This is a genomic window from Micromonospora sp. NBRC 110037, assembly GCF_001652995.1.
GTDB lineage: Bacteria > Actinomycetota > Actinomycetes > Mycobacteriales > Micromonosporaceae > Micromonospora > Micromonospora chalcea.
Map to the genome: position 1 here is coordinate 162,189 of NZ_BBVA01000004.1, position 20,184 is coordinate 182,372.

A 20,184-nucleotide genomic window follows, 5' to 3' on the forward strand; every position below is an offset into this window, starting at 1 on the left:
CGCCATGCCATTGATCACAGTCACCGACGAGGTGGTCGGAGCTCCGGGCGGGCCCGCGTGGACCATTGAGGTCTTCGAGGAGACGCTGCCCCTCGCCGAGTTGATCCGCCGTCGGGTTTCCCTCGAGATCGCCGAGTCCGGCGCGGACGCCGATCCCGAGGAGCGGACGCGGATGACACTCGACGCGTTCGGCCGTAACGCCTTCGTGGTGCTCGTGGACGACCACCAGGTCACCGACCTGGACGAGAAGGTCCGCCTGCACGCGGGATCGCGCGTCACCTTCCTCAAGCTCGTCCCGCTGGTGGGTGGCTGAGTGGACACGTACGACCCCGAGTCGGCCCTGCGCGATGTGGTCGCCACCGTCAAGAGGTGGTGCGAGCGGAGCGGCCAGACCCTCAACGAGCCCACTCAGCGGGAATCCATCAGCCTGGTGGTGACCGTGTGCGGCTGGGCGCCGGCCGGGACGGTTCCGTCGCTGCTCGCGGCACTGAACGATCCGCACGGGCCGTACGATCTCGCTCCGCCGCTGGTCGAGCTGCTACCGGAGGCGACCCGGCAGGCGCAGACGGTCGCCGCCGCCGTGGCCGACCTGGCCGGTGACGACGCGGATCACGACCGCCGTGTCACCGCTGCGTCGACACTGATCGACCGCCTGCCGTCGCTGCCGTACGCGCACGAGGACCCGCGGGACCGGGCCCGGGGTGAGGCGTGGCGCCGCACGAAGGAACTCCTGGCCGCACAACCGGCGCCGGTACGGCAGGTGGTGTTCGACGCGTTGGCCGTGCCGGGCTCGGGCAAGGACGGGTGGGCCACGCTGATCCGTGCCGTGTGTTCCGGCGGCGGCCTCGACGGCTCGGCCTGGCTCGGCCGGCTGAGCACTCAGGCCTGGCTGGGATTCAACTACTGGAGCTCCCATCTCGAGCGGTTCACCTGGGAGGCCATCCAGGCGGAGGCCGCGGCCGGGCGGGTGAACCCGGCGGCGCTGGCGACCTGGCGCCGGACCGGGATCGAGCGCTCGCTGAGCTACATCAGCGACGAGGCCGACCGGATGTGGCCGATCCCCAACGTCGGTGAGCAGTGGGCCGACCGCGCCGTCGCGGACATCGAGGCGATGCCGGCGGATCGCCGGTCCGCGTGGGAGGCGCTGCTGGCGCACTGCCCGGTCGAGGCGGACAAGGCGAAGCCGACGGCCGCCTGGCGCAAGCAGGCCCGGTCGCTGCTCGACGCGGTGGGCGTCGACGAGTTCACCGCCCGGCTCGACGACTGGCTCCCGCTCGTCGGGCAGTCCCGCAGCCTGCCACTGCGCATGACCACGTGCTGCGCCGGCCACATCAAGGACATGCCACCACGGATGATCGACCGCTACAACGTCAGGCTGCTGTGGGGACTGATCTGGATGCGGACGATGTGCCCGCCGTCCGAGCAGACACTGCGCAACCTCGGCCAGATCGCGGAACGGGCCGCCCGCAAGATCTCCGGCCACGGCCCGGCGAGCCCGAAACTGGCGAACGCCGCGGTCGCGGCGCTCGTCGACACCGACCACCCGGCCGCGCTCGCCCAGCTGGCGCGGCTCTCCTCGCGGCTGACCTACAAGAGCACGCTGCGCCTGGTGGAGAAGGGGCTGACCCGGCACGCCGAGGCGCGCGGCGTCAGCCGGGAGGACGTCGAGGAGATGGCCCTGCCCGGCTTCGGGCTGCCGCTCGCGGACAAGCTGGGCGACTGCTCGTACGAGCTGGAGGTGCGCGGTGTCGACGCCGTAGTGGTGTGGCGCAACGCGGACGGCAAGGTGGTCAGGACGCCTCCGGCGCAGGTGCGCAGGGAGCACGGCGAGGAGGTGAAGGAGCTGAAGGCGACTGTCGCCGACGTCGCCGCGACGCTCGTCGCCACCCGCGACCGGCTGGAAGGGCTGCTGCGGCGCGACCGTTCGTGGACCGTCGAGCAGTGGCGCGAACGGCTCCTGGACCATCCGCTGGCCCGTACGCTGGCCCGGCGGCTCGTCTGGACGGTCGACGGCGTCGCCTGCTGCTGGGCCGGTGAGGCGCTGCGCACAGTGGACGACAGCGTGTTCGAGCCGGCCGACGACGCGACGGTCCGGTTGTGGCATCCGGTGCTCGACCCCGACGCGGTGGGGCTGTGGCGGGACTTCCTGACCCGGCACGCGATCACCCAGCCGTTCAAGCAGGCGCACCGGGAGCAGTATCTGCTCACCGACGCGGAGCGAGCCACTGGCGTGTACTCCAACCGGTTCGCCGCGCACATCGTGCGTCAGCACCGGCTCAACGCGCTGCTGTCCCGGCGCGGCTGGTCGTACGTCCAGCACCGCAATGACGGGGCGTCCTACAACCTGCCCTGGCTGGCCCTCCCGGACTGGGGGCTGCGCGCCGAACTGGGTGTCGCCGGGATCGAGCACCGGGACGACGACCTCGTGTTCGACACGATGGGAACCGACCAGCTGTTCTTCATCCGGGGCGAGCGCCTGCCGGTTCCGCTGGCGCAGGTTCCGCCGGTCGTGCTGAGCGAGGTGATGCGCGACGTCGACCTGTTCGTGGCCGCGGCCGGGGTGGGCGCCGACCCGAACTGGTACGACGGTGGGCCGGAGGGCCGGTATCGCGACTACTGGGCGCAGAACAGCTTCGGCGAGCTGACCCGACCGGCCGGACGCGCCGGGACGTGCTGGCGGAGCTGATCCCCCGGCTGGCGATCGCCGGTCGCTGCACGCTCACCGACAGGTTCCTGGAGGTACGCGGCGACCTGCACACGTACCGCATCCACTGCGGCTCGGGCAACATCCTGATCGCCCCGGACGAGCGGTACCTGTGCGTCATCCCTGACTCGGCGAAGGCGAAGGAGCCGGAGTTGTTCCTGCCGTTCGAGGGTGACAGCCGGCTCGGCGAGATCATCAGCAAGGCGTTGCTGCTGGCCGCCGACAAGAAGATCAAGGATCCGGTGATCCTGCGCCAGCTGTGAGGCGGCCGGCGGGCGCCGGGCCCGGAGTCAGCTCGGCGCCCGCTTCGGCAGCAGCAGCTCCTCGTGGTCGAGTTCGCGTTCCAGCACGCGCAGTCCCTCGTCCGGCAGCCGGCCGGAGTCGCGCCACCGCAGCAACTCCTCGCGCTGTGCCTCCAGCGCGGTCCGGTGGACCCGCAGCGCCGTCTCGTACTCGGGTGAGGTGGGCAGCTCCGACGATCCGCTCTGCTGGAGCAGGTCGAGCCGCCCCCGGTAGCGGGCCAGCCGGGTCAGCAACTGGGCGCGTGTGGTGTCGACCGCCACCCGCGTGTCCGGCTCCTCGGCGGCGACGGTGTCGAGGCGGGCCAGGGCGGCCTCGACGGCGGCGGAGCGGGCCTCGTTGCGTACCCGGGCCTGGTCTGCCTCATCGGCGCGCAGGCCGAGCATCCGCACGAGCGGCGCGAACGTCAGGCCCTGCCCGACCAGCGTCACCAGGACCACCACGAAGGTGCAGAACAGCAGCAGGTCGCGGTCGGGGAACGGGTCTCCGCTGTTGGTGGTGAGCGGCAGCGTGAAGATGGCGGCCAGACTGATCACGCCCCGGGTGCCGGACCAGCTCAGCGCCACCACCTCGCGTGCGGTCAGTCCGCGGGCGTTGCGGTCGGCTCGCCCGGCCCGCCGCGCCGCGCCGGGCGGGTCGGTGTCGTCCTGTTCGGCGACGCCGCCCAGCCGGGTGTGCAGCGACCGGGGGAGCCACTGGGTGAGGATCAGCCAGGCCGGGCGCAGGAGCAGGACCACGCCGACGGACACGGCGACGGCGACGACGATGGTGGACGTCTCGTACTGGCGTAGGCCCCGCACGACGGCGGGGAGTTGCTGGCCGATGAGCAGGAAGACGAAGCCTTCGAGCAGGAAGTCGACGAGCCGCCACACGGCGTTGGTCTGGAGGCGGGCCGCCCCGGACCCGAACTGCGGCGTCTGGTGGCCGACGATCAGGCCGGCGACCACCACTGCGAGTACGCCGGAGACGTGCAGCGCCTCGCCGAGCAGGTACGCCACGAACGGTGTCGCGAGCGAGATGGCGTTGGACAGCAGCGGGTCCGCGGTGAGCGGCCGGACCAGCCGTTTGGCCCGGGCGACGACGACACCTACGGCGATTCCGCCGGCCGCCGCGAGCACGAACTGCCCGACCGCTGCGTGGAACGAGAACTCGCCGCCCACGGCGGCGGCCACCGCGACGCTGAGCATGGTCAGCGCGGTGGCGTCGTTCAGCAGCCCTTCGCCCTGGATGATCGTGACCATCTTCGGCGGCAGGTTGACCCGGCGGCCCACGGCCAGGGCGGCGACCGGGTCGGGCGGGGCGACGGCGGCGCCGACCGCGATGCCGGCGGCCAGGGTCGCGCCGGCGACGAACAGGTGGAACCCGACGCCGACGAGCAGTCCGGTGAGGAGCACCAGCAGCACCGAGAGGCTGACCACGATCCGCAGGTTGCGCCGGATGTCCAGCAGGGACGAGTCGAGCGCGGCGCTGTAGAGCAGCGGCGGCAGCACGACCATGAGCACGAGGTCGGGATCGAGGCCGATGTTGGGGCCGGGGAGCAGCGCGTACGCGATGCCGATGAGCGGCAGGAGCGCGGCGGCGGGCAGGCCGGTGCGGGAGGCCACCCACCGTACGGCGATGACGACCGCGACGGCGGCGAGCACGAACAGCAGTGTCGAATGGGTGCTCACCCCGGTCGACACTACCGGGATCGAGATCATCGCGCGATGGGAAGGGGCCGTCAACCGAGGGTTGACGCACCCGCATCGTCAACCTATGGTTGACGCATGGAGGAGACTGAACCGCACAAGATGACCCACCCGGTACGCCTCGACGACCTCATCGACGGCATCAAGAAGGCACACACCGACGCGCTCGACCAACTGGCCGACGCCGTCCTCGTCGCCGACCACCTGGGCGACGTCGCCGATCACCTGATCGGGCACTTCGTCGACCAGGCGCGCCGCTCCGGCGCGTCGTGGACGGAGATCGGCCGCAGTATGGGCGTGAGCAAGCAGGCCGCCCAGAAGCGTTCCGCGGCCAAGGCGGAGACCGCCGCCGCGCTCGACCCGAACTCCGGGTTCGGCCGGTTCACCCCGCGCGCCCGCAACGTCGTGCTGGCCTCGCAGGAGGAGGCGCGGGCGGCCGGCAACGCCGAGATCACCCCGGGACACGTCGCGCTCGGGCTGCTGGCCGAGCCGGAAGGGCTGGCCGCCGCCGCGATCGTGGCGCAGGGCGTACCCCTGGAGCGGCTGCGGGGGGTCGTCACCGCGACGCTGCCGGCGAAGGCCGGCCAGGTCCCGGACCTGATCCCCTACGACGCGCGGGCCAAGAAGGTCCTGGAGCTGACGTTCCGGGAGGCGCTGCGGATGGGACACAACTACATCGGTACGGAGCACATCCTGCTCGCCCTGCTGGAGGAGGAGGGCGGCGACGGTGTGCTGACCGGACTCGGGCTGCGCAAGGACGCGCTGGAGTCGGCGTTCGATGCGGCGCTGGCCGAGATCACCCGAAAAGGGGCCTGACACCGGGCCGGGCACGCGCCACGGGGGCGCGTGCCCGGCCCGCGTGTGTCATTCGGCGGCGGGGAACCCGTAGCGGGCCGCGTGCTCCGGGTCGGCCGGGTCGACCTGGCGGATGCCGGCGTCGGCGAGGCGCTTGTTCACCTCGTCCAGGCGTTCCCGGACCAGCCGGGCCTCCTCCTCGGTGACGCGGCCGCGGTGCGGGCGCCCGGCGTGCTCGATGGTGCCGTAGTCGATCTTTTCGGTGGCGCGGCGTGCCTTGGGCGGCTTGACCCGCTCGGCGGTACGCAGCAGTTGCGCCATCGGCACGTCGGTGGCCATCGCGTCGAACTCGCTGGCGGTCAGCACCACCCGGCGCGGCTCACCGTGGCCGTGCCGGTCGTGGATCTCCACCACCGCGACGTCCAGTGCCGCGTCGTCGATGCTCTCCACGTCGACCGGGGTGGCGTCCAGTTGCACGGGCCCGGCGACCAGGTCCGGGTGCTCCAGTACGACGACCTTGACCACCTCGTCGTCGGCGCTCAGCACCTGGCCGGTGAAGTCGGAGACGTGGATCGTCTTCTTGCCCATGCGCGGAGCTTCTCCTGTCGTAGGCCGGAAATCGGACCACAAGACGCTACCGCACAGGTGTGCGAAGACCGGTACGCCCGCCCGGCCGGTGTGTCGCCGCCCGCGTTCCTAGAGGCTGCCTTTCGGGGCGACCCACTCGGTGGGCTGGTGGGTGAGCGCGGCGATCCGGTCGTAGTCGGCTTCGTAGTGCAGCACCGTGGCACCGTGCAGCTCGGCGGTCGCCGCGATGATCAGATCAGGCAGCCGAAAGTTGCGGTGCTGGCTCTCGGCGGCCAGTAGGCGGTGCACCGCCATGGCGCGGTCCATCGCCTCGGCGGTGACATCCAGCCAGCGGTGTCCCCGGAGCGCCTGCCACAGGATCTCGTATCCCTTCGGTGTGGGGGCGTTGTTCAGATATTCCAGCGAGGTCATCTGGCACGCGGCGAGGCGCCCTTCTGCCAGCAGCGTCTCGAAGCGCTTCCGGACGGCCTGGTGCCGAGCCTGAAGCACGTACACCGACGTGTCCGCCAGGTAGACCTGGCCGGCCATCAGGCCGCGGCCTCGCCGTCGCGGGCGTCCTCGGCGAGCCGGCTCAAGTCGCGCCCACCGCCGTAACGCCAGCCCTCGTCCGACTCGGCGAAGTCCATCTCGACCTGATCGAACGCGGCGACGATCTCCTTCGCCTGCCGCCGGACGGCGAAGGCGTGCAACGCGGCGTTGATGGTGGCGACCTTGGTGTCGGTGCCCAGCACCTCGCGGGCGGACTCCAGCCACTCATCGTTGACGTCCACCGTGATGCGGGTCATGCGTTCGACCGTACACCAGGAAGTGCTGGATCTGCGCACCAAGCTGCGCTTGAAATTGGTGCGTCAGGCGGCCGCCGACCCGCGCCAGGCGGCGGCGCCCGATGGTTGCGTGTTCAGCTCGGCCCAGGAGAGCCCCCGGCTGCGGGCTTCGCGGTACGCCCGCTGCGCCGGGAAGCGTCCGGCGTCGCCGGCGGCCCGCCAGCTCCGCTCCGGGTCCTGCTGGAATCGGTCATTCGGTTCGTGAGGCATGACCACTACCGTCCCAGAAAAACTTGTCCATGTATGGAAATGAATATGACGCAGGGTCGATGCCTCGGGTTCCCGTGAAGCGTCAAATTCCTGCGGCCCTCCGCCGGACCACACATCGTCATCCGTCGCTGGCGTGCCGCCCCACTACCCATCCGCCGCGGGTCTCAACCCCGGTGGGATCAGTTGATTACGCGAGCAGGGGCGGTCCGGCCCGGCGTACCATGATCACGTGCTCGACCGGCGGGTCTTCCTCCATCTGGCGACCTGGCTGGGACAGTGGCCGGCGGGCCCGGGACTGCACGTGGTGCGGTCCCACCGCCGCGCCCGTCCGGCCTGGGACGGCCGCCTGCGCCCGGCCCTCGCGGTGACCGCCCACGGCAGCACCGTCCTCTCGGTCGCCGTCGATCGGGTGGAGGCGGTCCGGGCGCTGGTCCGGGGACGGCCGCCCGGCGAGTGGCTGCCCGCCCTCCCGGCGGCGGTCGGCACGCCCGACTTCATCTCGCACACGTCCGTCTTCCGCTGGTGCGCCGACCCGGCGCCGCTGCCCGAGGTGGGGGAGTGGGTGCCGCCCACGCTGCCCGGGCTGCCGCCGTGGCTGCGGCTGTTCGACCGGGAGGTGCTCGTGGTCCGGGGCGCCGACGGCGCGTACCGGGCCGGGGTGGGGATCAAGCGGCACGACTCGTACGGGCACGAGCTGGCGGTGGGCACGGTGTCGGCCGCGCGCGGGCGCGGCCTGGCCCGGCGGCTGGTCGCGCAGGCAGCGCGCCGGGTGCTGGACGAGGGAGCGATTCCCACCTATCTGCACGACCCGGGCAACGCGGCGTCCGGCCGGGTGGCCGAGGCGGCCGGGTTCCCGGATCGCGGCTTCACCGCGTTCGGCGTGTTCCCCCGCTGAGCCGGCCCGGCTCGGCGCGGACCGTGGATCCCGGGCCGGATCCACGGTCCGCAGCTCTCCCCCAGGCCCCGACACCGGTAACGCTATGTGTAGTACCGACCGTGAACAAGGGGTGTGTTGCTGTCCGGTTGTGGACTCTCACCTGCGAAATCGCTGGCAGGTGCGCGGGCGAGGTCAGTGACGCAGCGTATGGATGAGGGCGAGCGCCTGCCGGGTGGCCGGCCGCAGCACGCGCAGCCGGGACAGCCCCACCAGCCGGTCCACGAGCGGCACCACGCCGTCGATGAGCTGGCGGGTCTTGACCTGCCCGTCCGAGCGGTCGTGCACCCAGTAGAGCACCACACCCATGTAGCCGAGCCAGAGCAGCTCGGGTAGCGCCTCACGCAGCTCGTCGTCGAGCTTGACGGTGGACCCGGTGAGGGCCTCGCGGAACAGCGCTATCGACATGTCCCGCGGCTCCGACGACTCGGCGGAGAACGGGCTGAGCGGCGAGGTCGGCTCGGCCGCCGTCTTGAAGAAGGCGCCCGCGAACGCGTGGTACGGGCTCAGCACGTCGATGCCCGCGTGCAGCACCCCGGCCAGTCGCGCGGCGAACTCCCGTTCCCGGGCGAGCACCGGCGCGGCGGCCTCCCGGTGATCGCGCTGGGTGCCCGCGTAGAACTCCTGGACCAGGTGCTCCTTGGAGCCGAAGTAGTAGTAGGCGTTGCCCACCGCCACGCCGGCCTCCTGGGCGACCGCCCGCATGGTGGTGCGCGCGTACCCGCGCTCGCGGAACAACCGCATCGCGGTGTCCAGGATCAACTGGCGGGTCTGCTCACCCCGGGCCGTCGACCCCTGCCCACCCGCAGCGGTCGTCGGCGCACTCTGCTCGGTCATCGTCGTCACCGTATCCCGGTTCCCGGATCCGTTCGCGGACCGCGGAGGCCGCCGCCACCACCCGCCGGGCCAGCGGCAGCAGGTGCGGGCGGGCCAGCCGCTCGGCCGTACCCCGATGCTCGGCGAGCGCCCAGAGGCAGGCGAACCAGGCGCCGTCGCCGCTGTAGACCGCGCCCGTGTCGGCCACCACTGTCAGGTCCCGCAACGTCGCGTCGTGGTCGAGGCCGGGGAAGCGCCGCCGGGCCTCGGCGGACCCGGCCGGCACGAACTCCAGGGGTACGAGCTGGGGCCGCGAGGCGAGCCACCGCCGGGCGCCCCGGCACATCGGGCAGCCCGCGTCGAACAGGACGGTGAACCCGCGGATCCCACCGGCCCCGTGCCCGGTGGGATCCGACGGGCGCCCGCCCGGGGCGGACGTCACCGGGCCGGCGGGTTCGGGCCGCCTGCCGGTACGGGCCCACCCTGCGGCGGGAGGATACGGACCGGCGGCAGCGGCGGGTGGGTGGCCTGCTGCCGCAGGCGGCCGCGCCGGTAGCGGCCGAGCGCGAAGACGTTGAAGAAGTGCAGCGCGCCCAGTACCAGCAGGACCAGGCCCACCTTCATGGAGAGCTGCTCCAGCGCCTGGCTGGTGTCGCCGACCGGGCCGGACTCCTTCATCGCCACCGTGACGTAGCCGAGGTTGAGCAGGTAGAAGCCGACCACGAGCAGGCTGTTGACCGCCTCGGCCAGCCGGCTGTCGGCGAACACGTCCTGCAGGAACACCAACCCGTTGCGGGACAGTGCCCGGGCCACCCAGATGGTCAGACCGATGCTGACCGCCAGGTAGGCCAGGTACATCCAGACCTTCACGTCCATCCCCGTCGCCTCTCTTGAACGTGTTCAAATCAAGGACGCCCTGAGCGTACGACAGATTTTGAACGTGTTCAAGAGAGGCGTGGATCAGCCGGTCAGGCCCAGCGTCTGCGCGGCGGCGCGGCCGTTGGCGTGGCTGGCGCCATGGGTGGCGACGAACGCGCGCGCGCCAGCCGGCCGCCACGCGCCCGGCCAGCCCATCTCGACCACTGTCACCTGATGCGTGGCGGCCAGCGCCTCGACCAGCTCCCGCGCGCCGGGCAGCCGGTGCAGGTGCCGCCCGACCAGCACGACCGGCCGGTCCCCGGCGAGCCGCCGCAGCTTCTCCGGGTCGGTCTCGCCCGCCACCGCGCGGGCCTGCTCGATCCCGGCGGCCAGGTGCGGGCCGAGCCCCCACGGCACCCGCCCCTCGGCGACGGTGGAGGTGGCGTGCACCTGCACCACCAGGGGTGCGGCGGCGCGGGTGAGGTCGCCCTCGACCCGTACCGCCCGCAGCGCGGCGGCGTAGCCGAGGCCGTCGGTGGCGGGCGGCGGGGCGTCGGCGGGGCCGGTGGCGGCGAGCGCGGCGGTCCGGCCGGCCGCCTCCTCGACCCGCTCGCGCGCCAGCCGCCCGTCGCCGATCGCCGCGACGATCTCGGCGGCGACCGACTCGACCAGCTCGGCGTCGACCCGGGCGCCGATGCAGAGCAGGTCCGCGCCGGCCGCCAGCGCCCGGACCGCGCCCGTGCCGACCCCGCCGGCGGCGAGCACCGCGCCCTTCATCTCCAGCGCGTCGGTGACTACCGCGCCGGTGAAGCCGTACTCGACGCGCAGCAGGTCGTGCAGGACCGCGCGGCTGAACGTGGCCGGGCCGTCGCCGGTCAGCGCCGGCACCCGGATGTGCGCGGTCATCACCGCGCGGACGCCCGCGTCGACCACCGCGGCGAACGGCGGCAGGTCCCGTTCCCGCAGGACGGCCGGCGGCACGTCGACTGTGGGCAGCTCGTGGTGGGAGTCGGCGACTGTGGCGCCGTGCCCGGGGAAGTGCTTGGCGCAGGCGGCCACGCCCGTCGACTGGAGGCCGGCGACGGCGGCGGCCGAGTGGACCGCCACCCGCTTCGGGTCGGCGCCGAACGAGCGGGTGCCGATGACCGGGTTCTCGTCGGCGGTGTTCACGTCGACGGTGGGCGCCAGGTCGAGCGTGACGCCGAGCGCGGCCAGCTCGGCGCCGATCGCCGCGTACACCTCGCGGGTCAGCGCGGGGTCGTCGACGGCGCCGAGCGCGGCGTTGCCCGGGTACGGGCTGCCGGTGGCGTGGGCCAGCCGGGTGACGTCGCCGCCCTCCTCGTCGATCGCGACGATCACGTCGGGGTGGCCGGCGCGCAGTGCCGCCGTGGACGCCGCGACCTGGGCCGGGTCGTGGATGTTGGTGCCGAACAGGGTGTGCCCGGCGAGCCCGTCGGCGAGCAGGTCGACCGCCCAGTCCGGCGGGACCGGACCCGGGTACGCGGCCAGCAGCGTGCCCAGCGCGAGCCGCCGGAGTCCTGGATCCTGACCCACGAGTATCCCCTTTCCCTGCCGGGGCGTCCGACCTTCGCGGATCGGGGCGACCGATACGCTAACGGACGCCCCTCGGCAGGCGTTTTGTGGTTAGAAAACTTTACTGAAAATTGAGGACGACGGCATGAGTGCGACCCGGCTGCCCGGTACCCCCCGACTCCTGCGGGCGCTCAACGATCGTGCGGCGCTGGAGCTGCTGCTCGAACGCGGCCCGCTGACCCGGGCCCGGATCGGTGAGCTGACCGGGCTGTCCAAGGTCACCGCGTCCCAGCTCGTCGAACGGCTGGAGGAGCGCGGCCTGGTCGCCCGGGTCGGCGAGCAGGCCGGCGGGCGGGGCCCGAACGCCCAGCTCTACGCCGTCCGGCCGAGCAGCGCGTACGTGGTGGGCGTGGACGTCGGCGCGGAGCGGGTGGTGGCGGCCTGCGCCGACATCACCGGCACGGTGGCCGGCCGGGTCGAGCAGTCCACGAAGGACACCGACGACCCGGTCGGGGTGGTGCACAACGCGGTGGTCCAGGCGGCCAGCAGCGCCGGGGCGGAGCTGTCCGCCGTCCGGCGCGTCGTGCTCGGCACCCCCGGCCTGGTGGACCCGCAGACCGGCGACATCACCTTCGCGTTCAACCTGCCGCGCTGGCACAGCGGCCTGCTCGCCGCGCTGCGCGAGGACCTGGACACCCCGGTCGTGTTCGAGAACGACGTGAACCTCGCCGCGGTGGCCGAGGCGCAGTCCGGCGCGGCCCAGGGCACTTCCGACTTCGTGCTGGTCTGGGTGGACGCCGGCGTCGGCCTGGCGATCATGCTGGGCGGGCGGCTGCACCACGGCAGCAGCGGCGCGGCCGGCGAGATCGGCTACCTGCCGGTGCCTGGCGCGCCCATCCCGCGCGACGTGTCCAAGCGGGCCAAGCCGGCATTCCAGCAGCTCGTCGGCGCCGACGCGGTACGCGCGGTGGCCGCCGAGCACGGCTTCGCCACCCCGAAGGCGGCGGAGCAGGGCGTCGCGGCGGCCCGGGCGGCCGAGGTGGTACGCGCGGCGATCGCGGCCGGCACCGCCGGTGGGCCGATGCTGGACGAGCTGGCCCGCCGGCTGGCGCTCGGCGTGGCGAGCACCTGCGTGGTGCTGGACCCGCCGCTGGTGGTGCTCGCCGGCGCGGTCGGGCAGGCGGGCGGGGCGGCGCTGGCCGAGCGGGTGCAGCACGAGGTCGCCGCGATCACGCTCGTCCGGCCCCGGGTGGTGACCACCGGGCTGACCGAGGAGCCGATCCTGCGCGGCGCGCTGCGTACCGCGCTGGACGCGGTGCGCGACGAGGTGTTCGGCTCGACGGTCGGCTGACCGCGTCGTGCGCCCTGACGCCATGTGAAGGAATCCTTCATCATGGCGTCAGGGTTCGCAAGGAGTTGCCGGGCCTGCCCTTCCGTCACATCAGGTCGCGGCGGCGGAACACCGTGAACGCCGCGGCCACGAGCGCGCCGGTGAGCCCGAGCAGCACCACCAGACCCGACGGCCAGGTCACCGTGTACGAACCGTCGCAGTAGCCGGAGATCCCGGGGCCGCAGGCGTTGCCGTCCCAGAGCCGCACCTCACCGGAGAGCCAGGCCGCCAGATAGCTGGACAGCATGTACCGGTCCGGCCGGCCCACCTGGAGGATCTGGAACACCAGCCGCGCCCCCAGCTCCCACACCACCACGTACGCGGCCACCGCGCCGAGCGCCGCCGACGTCAGCCGGCCCAGCGTGGCGACGGCGAAGCCGAGCGCCGCGGCGAGCAGCACCAGCACCAGGCCGCGCCCCCAGATCGCGGCGAGCGACGGCCAGAAGTCGCCACCGGTCCGCCCCACCAGACCGGACGCCTGGCCGATCAACCAGAACGCCCCGAGGTACGCCACCGAGGCCAGCACCGACAGGCCGACCAGCCCGCCCAGCAGGGTGCCCAGCTTCGCGGCGAGCACCGTCGACCGCCGGGGCCGCCACAGCAGCAGGTTGACCACCCCGCCCGAGTTCAGGTCGGCCCCGATGTACGAGGCGCCGACCAGGAACCCGAACAGCGTCAGGAACGCGATCAGGAAGTAGAGCAGCGGCTCGGCCTCCTTGGCGAAGACGAAGACACCGCTGAGGTAGTCGGCCGCGGTCGGCAGCTCGTCGAGCTGGGCCGGGTCGATCTGGGCGCAGTCGCGCGGCAGGTAGTCGTTCTCGGCCGGCGGGAGCGAGCCCTCCCGGATCCGCAGGCAGCGGTCGTACGTCATCTCCATCTCGCGGACGCTCTCCGCCGCCTGCGCCTGCGCGCGGCTCAGCTCCGCCGGGCTGGGCCGGTGCGAACCGGCGAGCGTGGTCACCACCGTCACCGCGAAGGCGGCAGCCAGCAGCACCACCATGAGCTGCACGAAGCGCCGGGCGGCCAGCCGCTCCAGCTCGGCACGGACCAGGTTCACGCGTCCACCTCCCGGCTCTCCCGGACGTCGAGGTCGATCACTCCGTCGCTCGGCGGCGCGCCGTCGACCTGCCGCGGCACCTCCACGCCCATGTGCTCGTGGTCGCCGGTCAGTTCCAGGAAGACGCTTTCCAGGTCCGGCCGCAGCGGGACCAGCTCGCGCACCCACACGCCCTGCTCGCCGAGCGTCCGGCTGATCGTCTCCGGATCCTCCACGCCGGTCACCACCAGGTGGTCCGGCCCGGCCGTCACCGACAGACCGGCCCGGCCCAGCAGGTCACCGGCCTGCTCCGGGTCGGCCACCCGCACCCGCCACTGGTGCTGGTCGAAGCCGGCCAGCACCTCCTCCACCGGCCCGTACGCGACCCGCCGCCCCCGGCTGACGATCGTCACGTGGTCGCAGATCAACTGGATCTCGGCCAGGATGTGGCTGGAGAGCAGCACCGTCACCCCGGCCTCGGCGAGCGACCGGGTCAGGTCGCGCATCTCCCGGATGCCGGCCGGGTCCAGCCCGTTCGCCGGCTCGTCCAGGATCAGCAGCTCCGGGTTCTTCAGCAGGGCCGAGGCGACCGCCAGCCGCTGCTTCATGCCCAGCGAGTAGCCCTTGACCCGCTCGTGGCCCCGGTCCCGCAGCCCGACCTGCTCCAGCACCTCGTCCACCCGGACGGTCGGCACGCCACCGGCCACGGCCAGCAGCCGCAGCGTCCGGTGCGCGGTGAAGTTGGCGAAGAACTGCGGGCTCTCCACGATCGCGCCGACCCGGCCGGCCACGTCCGGCAGGCGCTCGGGTGAATCGGCGCCCAGCACGCGCATCCGCCCGGCGTCCGGCCGGACCAGCCCGAGCAGCGCACGCAGCGTGGTGGTCTTGCCGGACCCGTTCGGCCCCAGGAAACCGTGCACCTGACCCGCCTCGACCAGCATGTCGAAGCCGTCGACGGCGACCCGCCGCCCCTGGCGCAGCGAGTGGAACGTCTTGCGGAGGCCGGCGATCTCGATGACCGCGCTCATCCGCGCGCCTTCCGGCAGCGGTCGGGCATGGGTGTCCTTCCGGAAGCGGTGACCAACGACACGGCGCCCCACCCTATGGTGGCGACGCCTCCCGTGGGGGGCACCGTGCCGGATGCGTGATTGGATGGTGCGGTGACTGGTGACCTGATCCCCGGCGCCCCGGGCGCCCCCGCCCCCTCGACCGTGGACGCGGATCTGGTGGTCAGCCTCGACGGGGTCGGCGTCAAGCGTTCCGGCACGGCGCTGGTGCACGACGTCGACTGGCGGGTCGAGCTGGACGAACGGTGGGTGGTGCTCGGGCCGAACGGCGCGGGCAAGACGACACTGCTCAACCTGGCCTCCGGCCGGCTGTACCCGACCAACGGCGTCGCGCACGTGCTCGGCGAGCGCATCGGCCGCACCGACGTCAACGAGCTGCGTACCCGCATCGGCCTGTCCACCGCGACGCTCGCCGAGCGGATCCCCGCCGACGAGCGCGTCACCGACGTGGTGGTGACCGCCGCATGGTCGGTGGTGGGCCGCTGGCGGGAGAGCTACGACCGCACCGACGAGGCGCGCGCCGCCGCGCTGCTGCGCCAGCTCGGCGTCGGGCACCTCGCCGACCGCGCGTACGGCACGCTGTCCGAGGGCGAGCGCAAGCGGGTGCAGATCGCCCGCGCCCTGATGACCGACCCGGAGCTGCTGCTGCTCGACGAGCCGGCCGCCGGGCTCGATCTGGGCGCGCGCGAGGACCTGGTGGCCCGGCTGGCCGAGCTGGCGTACGACCCGGACGCGCCGGCGATGGTGCTGGTCACCCACCACGTCGAGGAGATCCCGCCGGGCTTCACGCACGCGCTGCTGCTGCGCGAGGGCGGCGTGGTGGCGCAGGGCCTGCTCGGCGACGTGCTCACCGCCGACAACCTGTCGAAGACGTTCGGCCTGCCGCTGGTGGTCACGCGGTCCGGCGACCGCTGGGCCGCCCGCGCCGCCTGAGCGACGGGACGGACACCGTGCCGCAGACCCGGATCGCCGTCGTCGGCAGCGCCAACATGGACCTGGTCGGCATCGGCGCCGCGCTGCCCCGGCCGGGTGAGACGGTGCTGGGCAGCGACTTCGTCATGCTGCCCGGCGGCAAGGGCGCCAACCAGGCGGTCGCCGCGGTACGCGCCGGCGCCTCCTGCGTCTTCCTCGGCGCGATCGGCTCGGACTCGTTCGGCGTGACGCTGCGGGCCAGGATGACAGCGGCCGGCGTGGACACCGGCCACCTGCGGGTGGTCTACGGCCCGTCCGGCGTCGCCCTGGTCATGGTCGGTGGCGCGGGGGAGAACGCCATCCTGGTCACGCCGGGCGCGAACGCCGCGTTCACGTCGCCGACCGCCGACGAGCTTTCCGCCGTACGCGATGCGGACGTGCTGGTCGCGCAGCTGGAGGTGCCGGTCGAGACGGTGACCGAGGCGGCGCTCGCGGCCCGGTCGGCGGGCACCCGGGTGGTGCTCAACGCCGCGCCGGCCCGGCCGGTGCCGGCCGAGCTGCTGGCGGCCACCGACCTGCTCGTGGTGAACGAGCCGGAGGCGCAGGCGTTGACCGGTCGCGGCCGGGACGAGCCAACGGCGCTGCTGGATCTGGTGCCCCGGGCGGTGCTCACGCTCGGCGGCGACGGCGCCTGGTACGTCGACCGGGAGCGGCCGGCGACGCACGTGCCGGCGGTGCCGGTGGACGTGGTCGACTCGACCGCCGCCGGCGACGCGTTCACCGCGGCGCTCGCCGTGGCCTGGGGTGAGGGGCGGGACCTGGCCGACGCGGTGCGCTGGGCGGCGGCCGCCGGTGCGGCGTGCGTACGCAAGCTCGGCGCCTCGGTGGCGCTGCCCCATCGCGCGGAGATCGACGAGCTGTTCGCCGACTGTTAAGAAGGGCCCCTTTCACTACCGGAGGCGTTAACAAGGGGCCCTTCCTTACACCTCGTCGGTGAGGCGTTCGCCGCGGCGGCGCAGCATGCCGAGCCCGGGGATGCCGGCGACCGCGAGCTTGAGGTCGCGGGTGACGTCCAGCAGGTCGTGCAGGTCCGGGCCGACCCGGTCCAGCGTGGCCAGGATCGGCAGCACGTCCGAGGTGAGGTGGTCCTTGAGCTTCGGCAACTCGTCCACGAGACGGATCGCTGCGGTCACCTCCTCCGGGCTGAGCTGCTCCACGAAACGTGCCGCCATCGGTGCGGCCCGGCGCAGCGTCGACTCGTACGCGGCCAGCAGCTCGTTTGCGACGCCGGTGGCCTTCTCGGCGGTGGCGAGGGTGCCCGCCGCCCGCGCGGTCACCGTCTCCGCCTCGGTGACCACACCGGCCGCGCTGCGGGCCACCCGGTCCGCCTCGCCGACCACGGTGGCCGCCGCCGCGGAGACCCGCTGCGCCTCGCCGACCACCACCGTCGCGGCGGCGGCCACCTCGGTCGCCGTGTCGATCGCCGCGGTCGCGGCGGCACTGATCACCGCCACCTCGCGGACCGCCGTCTCGGCGTCGGCCAGCACCCGGTCGGTGCGGTCGAGCGTGCCCTCGATCCGGTCCACCACTCCGTCGATCCGCCGGACCAGCGCCTCGACCTGGTCGAGGACGGCGAAGGCGCGAGCGGGTACCGAGGCCATCGTGGCGGCGGAGCCGAGCGCCTGGTCCACTGCGGTACGGGTGAGGCCGAGCAGGGCGCCGGGCCGGGGGAGAGGGATCGCCATGGCATCCAGTGTGCGGCGTCGCGGCCAGTGCCGCCCGGCGGCACCGGGCGGCGAAGGTCACGCCGGGCCGCCGACGCGGCGTAGGGTGCCGGCATGCCCACCCCCGGCCCGGCGTCGCGGCGAACGCTCGCCTGCGGCGTGGTCGCGCTGCTCGCCGTCGTCCTCGGCGCCCTGCTCCTGGTCCGCGCCGACGCCGGGCTGAGCACCGCGCGGGCGACGGTGGCCGGGGTGCCGCTGACCGAGGTACGGGCCGACGGCGGGGCCGGTGGCCTGCGGCCCGGGGTGGTGATCGCGCACGGCTTCGCCGGGTCGGCCCGGCTGATGCGGCCGCTGGCCGAGTCGGTGGCCCGCCAGGGCGGCGTCGCGGTGCTGCTCGACTTCGCCGGGCACGGCGCCAGTGGGTCCCGGCTGCCCGGCGCCGGGCGGGACGACGAACGCGCCCGGGCGCGGCTGCGGCACGACCTGGACGTGGCGGTCGGGTGGCTGCGCGGGCGTCCCGGCGTCGACAGGGACCGGATCGTCCTGGTCGGGCACTCGATGGGCGCCGGCGCTGTCGTCCGGTACGCGGTGGCGCATCCGGAGATCGACCGGACGGTGGCGATCTCGCTGCCCGACGGCGGTGACGTGCCGGCCGGCTGGCCGGGGAACCTGACGCTGGTGGTGGGCGGGCTGGAGTTCGCCGGCTTCCGCCAGGCCGTCGACGAGGCGACCCGGGACGCGCCACCGGGTTCCCGGACGCGGGTGGTGGCGCCCGGCGTCGAGCACGTGTCGGTGCTGTTCGCGCCGCGTACCCACGCCGCGGTGCTCGACGCGCTCCCGGGCCGTACCGGCGGGCCGGAGCCGTCCCCGCTGACCCGGCCGGGCGGCGCCGGGCTGCTGCTGGCCGGGCTCGCGCTGGGTTTCGTGCCGCTTGCGGCGCTGCTGCCGCGCCGGGCGCGGCCGGGCGCGGGCGGTCCGCGTACCGGCTGGTGGCTGGCCGCGACGGTGCCGGCGGCCGGGCTGGGCGCGGTGTTCGCCGCGCTGCTGCCGACCACCCGCCTACCGCTCGCCGTGGGCGGATACGTCGCGGTGTTCCTGCTGCTCACCGGCGTGCTGCTGGCCGCCGCGGCACGCTACGCGCGCCCCGGTGGGACACCGCCGACCGCGAGCGGCGTCCGGTCCGCGGTGGTCGCTGTCGCGTTCCTCGGGTACGCGGTGCTCGCCGTCGCGCTGCCGCTTCATCTCGGGCTCACCTCGACCGTGCCGGTCGGGGCCCGGTGGTGGCTGCTGCCCCTGGTGGCGTTCTGCTGTCTGGTGTTCCTGCTCGGCGCCGAGCGGCTCGCGGGCGGCGACGGCCTCCGCTACGCGGCCACCGGCGGCATCGCCGTGCTGTTGCTGGCCGCCGCGGCGGTGCTCGGCCTGGCGCCCGGGTTCGTGCTGCTGGTGGTGCCGCTGTTCGCCGCGCTGGTGGCCTGGCAGGCGGCCTGGGCCGCGGTGTTGCGCCGCCGGGCCGCGCCGTGGTGGCTGGCGCCGCTGCTCGGGGCGGTGCTGCTGGCCTGGCCGATCGCTACCACGCTGCCGCTGGCCTGACCGGCGCCGGTCGGCTCAGCGCCGGTCGGTCTGCTGTTCCACGGCACGTTGCACGGCCCGGTAGATCTGCCCGAACCGCAGCGCGTCGGGCGTGCGGACCAGCATCGTCTCCCGGCCGTGGTGCTGCACCCACAGTTCGTGCACCCGGTTGCCGCGCTCGTAGGAGCGGTCCAGCCAGCCGAGTGGCACCTCCAGGAACGGAGTGAGCGCCAGGCCGATCACCACGAACGCGGCCAGGATGATCAGGGCCAGTTTCCACTCGCCCCGGTCCTGCGCCGACCAGGCGAGGGAGAGCACGCAGACCACGGCGACCAGTGGTGGCAGCGACAGCAGCAGGACCAGCACCCCGCGTCCCAGCACCCGCCCCCGGACCGCGAGGGTGGTGGCGCCGCGCTCGTGCCAGACGTACGTGACGTCGGCGAGCGCGACGACCCGACCACCCGCGTGGATCGCGTCCGAGGTGACCTGCACCGCGTCGTCCCGGTAATAGAGGGCCATGAATCAGCCTAACCGCGTGTGTCGACACCGGACGGTCGAGCGTCGGTAGGGTGACGGTATGGCGGGCGGGGCCGGGCGAGCAGGACACCTACGGCCTGTTGCGCGGGCTGGGCCTGCTGCCGGACGAGCCGATCACGTTCTGACCCGTCGCGGCAGGACCGGTCGCGGCAGGGTCGGCCGCGGGACGACCGGGCGCGGCCGGCAGGCTCTCCATGGCCCGCTGCACCGCCCGGTAGATCTGGCCGAAGCGCATCGCGTCCCGGGTGTGCAGCAGCCGCACCGGACGGCCCCGCCAGTCGGCCCACATCTCCATCTCCCGGCTGCCCCGGGCGTAGGAGCGGTCCAGGTACTCGAAGAGGAAGTCGGCCACCGGCCCGACGGCCAGGCCGATCAGCACCGAGATCCCGACGATGGCGATGGTGACCACCGCCGAGCGTTGCAGCCACACGGCCAGCCCGATGCCCAGCACGGCGGTGACCAGCGGCCCGGCGATCGCGGCCCCGATCGCGCCGCGCCCGGCGAGCACCCGCCACGAGCGTTCGCCCCGCCGGTGCCACACGGTGGTGAGTTCGGCGAGCGGGTAGGTGCGCCCGTCCACCCGTACCGTGGTGGAGGTGACCTGGACGGACCGGTCGTCGAAGTAGGTGATCATGACCTCACTCCCGGTGGCGGGGCGGCGGCGACTCCGGCGGCTACCTGGGGAGTCGCCGACACCAC

General features: G+C 73.7%; 23 protein-coding genes. 9 read left to right on the forward strand and 14 right to left on the reverse strand.

Features of this window, described 5'->3' with window-relative positions:
* Positions 1 to 4: 4 nt before the first annotated feature.
* Genes A4R25_RS13730 through A4R25_RS31810 form a run of 3 tightly spaced genes read left to right on the forward strand, consistent with a single transcriptional unit; the run spans position 5 to position 2,967 of the window.
* Positions 5 to 313: a hypothetical protein gene (locus A4R25_RS13730; protein WP_051611207.1), complete on the forward strand. Its 309-nt coding sequence runs from the start codon at positions 5 to 7 to the stop codon at positions 311 to 313.
* Positions 314 to 2,686: a DUF4132 domain-containing protein gene (locus A4R25_RS13735; RefSeq protein ID WP_231915522.1), complete on the forward strand. Its 2,373-nt coding sequence runs from the start codon at positions 314 to 316 to the stop codon at positions 2,684 to 2,686. It abuts the gene before it with no gap.
* Positions 2,671 to 2,967: a hypothetical protein gene (locus A4R25_RS31810; RefSeq protein ID WP_231915523.1), complete on the forward strand. Its 297-nt coding sequence runs from the start codon at positions 2,671 to 2,673 to the stop codon at positions 2,965 to 2,967. The genes A4R25_RS13735 and A4R25_RS31810 overlap by 16 nt, the downstream gene beginning before the upstream one ends.
* 27 nt (positions 2,968 to 2,994) lie before the next feature.
* On the opposite strand, the gene A4R25_RS13740 is transcribed toward A4R25_RS31810, so the two are convergent.
* Positions 2,995 to 4,704 (reverse strand): Na+/H+ antiporter, encoded by a 1,710-nt coding sequence (locus A4R25_RS13740; protein WP_064446961.1) that lies wholly within the window; start codon positions 4,702 to 4,704, stop codon positions 2,995 to 2,997.
* Between the two features lie 66 nt (positions 4,705 to 4,770).
* On the opposite strand from A4R25_RS13740, the gene A4R25_RS13745 reads away from it, so the two are divergent.
* Positions 4,771 to 5,508 (forward strand): Clp protease N-terminal domain-containing protein, encoded by a 738-nt coding sequence (locus A4R25_RS13745; RefSeq protein WP_064446962.1) that lies wholly within the window; start codon positions 4,771 to 4,773, stop codon positions 5,506 to 5,508.
* Positions 5,509 to 5,556: 48 nt separating this feature from the next.
* Here the strand turns inward: A4R25_RS13745 and A4R25_RS13750 are convergent, their stop codons facing one another.
* The 4 genes from A4R25_RS13750 to A4R25_RS13765 all read right to left on the reverse strand — a co-directional run bounded on the left by A4R25_RS13750 (position 5,557) and on the right by A4R25_RS13765 (position 7,109).
* Positions 5,557 to 6,075 carry a hypothetical protein gene (locus A4R25_RS13750; RefSeq protein ID WP_030500943.1) on the reverse strand — a complete coding sequence of 173 codons (519 nt, stop codon included), beginning with the start codon at positions 6,073 to 6,075 and terminating at the stop codon, positions 5,557 to 5,559.
* A gap of 108 nt (positions 6,076 to 6,183) precedes the next feature.
* Positions 6,184 to 6,603 (reverse strand): PIN domain nuclease, encoded by a 420-nt coding sequence (locus A4R25_RS13755; RefSeq protein ID WP_064446963.1) that lies wholly within the window; start codon positions 6,601 to 6,603, stop codon positions 6,184 to 6,186.
* On the reverse strand, positions 6,603 to 6,860 hold the full coding sequence (locus tag A4R25_RS13760; RefSeq protein ID WP_043326097.1) for a type II toxin-antitoxin system VapB family antitoxin: 258 nt from the start codon (positions 6,858 to 6,860) through the stop codon (positions 6,603 to 6,605). Before A4R25_RS13760 ends, A4R25_RS13755 begins: the two co-directional genes overlap by 1 nt.
* Before the next feature lie 63 nt (positions 6,861 to 6,923).
* Entirely contained in the window at positions 6,924 to 7,109 is a 186-nt protein-coding gene (locus tag A4R25_RS13765) for a hypothetical protein (RefSeq protein ID WP_043330580.1), read from the reverse strand.
* Between the two features lie 229 nt (positions 7,110 to 7,338).
* Here A4R25_RS13765 and A4R25_RS13770 point away from each other — a divergent pair, with 229 nt between their 5' ends.
* Positions 7,339 to 8,004: a GNAT family N-acetyltransferase gene (locus A4R25_RS13770; protein ID WP_064446964.1), complete on the forward strand. Its 666-nt coding sequence runs from the start codon at positions 7,339 to 7,341 to the stop codon at positions 8,002 to 8,004.
* A 174-nt stretch (positions 8,005 to 8,178) separates the two neighbouring features.
* Here the strand turns inward: A4R25_RS13770 and A4R25_RS13775 are convergent, their stop codons facing one another.
* The 4 genes from A4R25_RS13775 to A4R25_RS13790 all read right to left on the reverse strand — a co-directional run bounded on the left by A4R25_RS13775 (position 8,179) and on the right by A4R25_RS13790 (position 11,271).
* Entirely contained in the window at positions 8,179 to 8,880 is a 702-nt protein-coding gene (locus A4R25_RS13775; protein ID WP_064446965.1) for a TetR/AcrR family transcriptional regulator, read from the reverse strand.
* Positions 8,819 to 9,301 carry a thiol-disulfide oxidoreductase DCC family protein gene (locus A4R25_RS13780; protein WP_043326091.1) on the reverse strand — a complete coding sequence of 161 codons (483 nt, stop codon included), beginning with the start codon at positions 9,299 to 9,301 and terminating at the stop codon, positions 8,819 to 8,821. The genes A4R25_RS13775 and A4R25_RS13780 overlap by 62 nt, the downstream gene beginning before the upstream one ends.
* On the reverse strand, positions 9,298 to 9,735 hold the full coding sequence (locus tag A4R25_RS13785; protein ID WP_043326089.1) for a hypothetical protein: 438 nt from the start codon (positions 9,733 to 9,735) through the stop codon (positions 9,298 to 9,300). The genes A4R25_RS13780 and A4R25_RS13785 overlap by 4 nt, the downstream gene beginning before the upstream one ends.
* An 84-nt stretch (positions 9,736 to 9,819) precedes the next feature.
* Positions 9,820 to 11,271, reverse strand: a complete 1,452-nt coding sequence (locus tag A4R25_RS13790; protein WP_064446966.1) for a glycoside hydrolase family 3 protein — start codon at positions 11,269 to 11,271, stop codon at positions 9,820 to 9,822.
* A 124-nt stretch (positions 11,272 to 11,395) separates the two neighbouring features.
* Here A4R25_RS13790 and A4R25_RS13795 point away from each other — a divergent pair, with 124 nt between their 5' ends.
* Entirely contained in the window at positions 11,396 to 12,601 is a 1,206-nt protein-coding gene (locus tag A4R25_RS13795; RefSeq protein ID WP_030500934.1) for an ROK family transcriptional regulator, read from the forward strand.
* A gap of 85 nt (positions 12,602 to 12,686) precedes the next feature.
* Here A4R25_RS13795 and A4R25_RS13800 read toward each other — a convergent pair whose 3' ends face one another.
* Entirely contained in the window at positions 12,687 to 13,697 is a 1,011-nt protein-coding gene (locus A4R25_RS13800) for an ABC transporter permease subunit (protein WP_043326085.1), read from the reverse strand.
* Entirely contained in the window at positions 13,694 to 14,704 is a 1,011-nt protein-coding gene (locus A4R25_RS13805) for an ABC transporter ATP-binding protein (protein WP_043326083.1), read from the reverse strand. Before A4R25_RS13805 ends, A4R25_RS13800 begins: the two co-directional genes overlap by 4 nt.
* Before the next feature lie 132 nt (positions 14,705 to 14,836).
* Between A4R25_RS13805 and A4R25_RS13810 the strand changes: the two genes are divergently transcribed.
* Together A4R25_RS13810 and A4R25_RS13815 are read left to right on the forward strand one after the other, a co-directional pair.
* On the forward strand, positions 14,837 to 15,676 hold the full coding sequence (locus tag A4R25_RS13810; protein ID WP_064446967.1) for an ABC transporter ATP-binding protein: 840 nt from the start codon (positions 14,837 to 14,839) through the stop codon (positions 15,674 to 15,676).
* Positions 15,677 to 15,693: 17 nt separating this feature from the next.
* Positions 15,694 to 16,590 carry a ribokinase gene (locus A4R25_RS13815; protein ID WP_064446968.1) on the forward strand — a complete coding sequence of 299 codons (897 nt, stop codon included), beginning with the start codon at positions 15,694 to 15,696 and terminating at the stop codon, positions 16,588 to 16,590.
* 45 nt (positions 16,591 to 16,635) lie between these two features.
* Here the strand turns inward: A4R25_RS13815 and A4R25_RS13820 are convergent, their stop codons facing one another.
* Positions 16,636 to 17,400, reverse strand: a complete 765-nt coding sequence (locus A4R25_RS13820) for a hypothetical protein (protein WP_064446969.1) — start codon at positions 17,398 to 17,400, stop codon at positions 16,636 to 16,638.
* Between the two features lie 93 nt (positions 17,401 to 17,493).
* Between A4R25_RS13820 and A4R25_RS13825 the strand changes: the two genes are divergently transcribed.
* Entirely contained in the window at positions 17,494 to 18,969 is a 1,476-nt protein-coding gene (locus tag A4R25_RS13825; RefSeq protein WP_064446970.1) for an alpha/beta fold hydrolase, read from the forward strand.
* 15 nt (positions 18,970 to 18,984) lie between these two features.
* Here A4R25_RS13825 and A4R25_RS13830 read toward each other — a convergent pair whose 3' ends face one another.
* Positions 18,985 to 19,467, reverse strand: a complete 483-nt coding sequence (locus tag A4R25_RS13830) for a DUF6232 family protein (RefSeq protein ID WP_064446971.1) — start codon at positions 19,465 to 19,467, stop codon at positions 18,985 to 18,987.
* Between the two features lie 88 nt (positions 19,468 to 19,555).
* On the reverse strand, positions 19,556 to 20,119 hold the full coding sequence (locus A4R25_RS13835) for a DUF6232 family protein (RefSeq protein WP_043326076.1): 564 nt from the start codon (positions 20,117 to 20,119) through the stop codon (positions 19,556 to 19,558).
* Between the last annotated feature and the right edge of the window lie 65 nt (positions 20,120 to 20,184).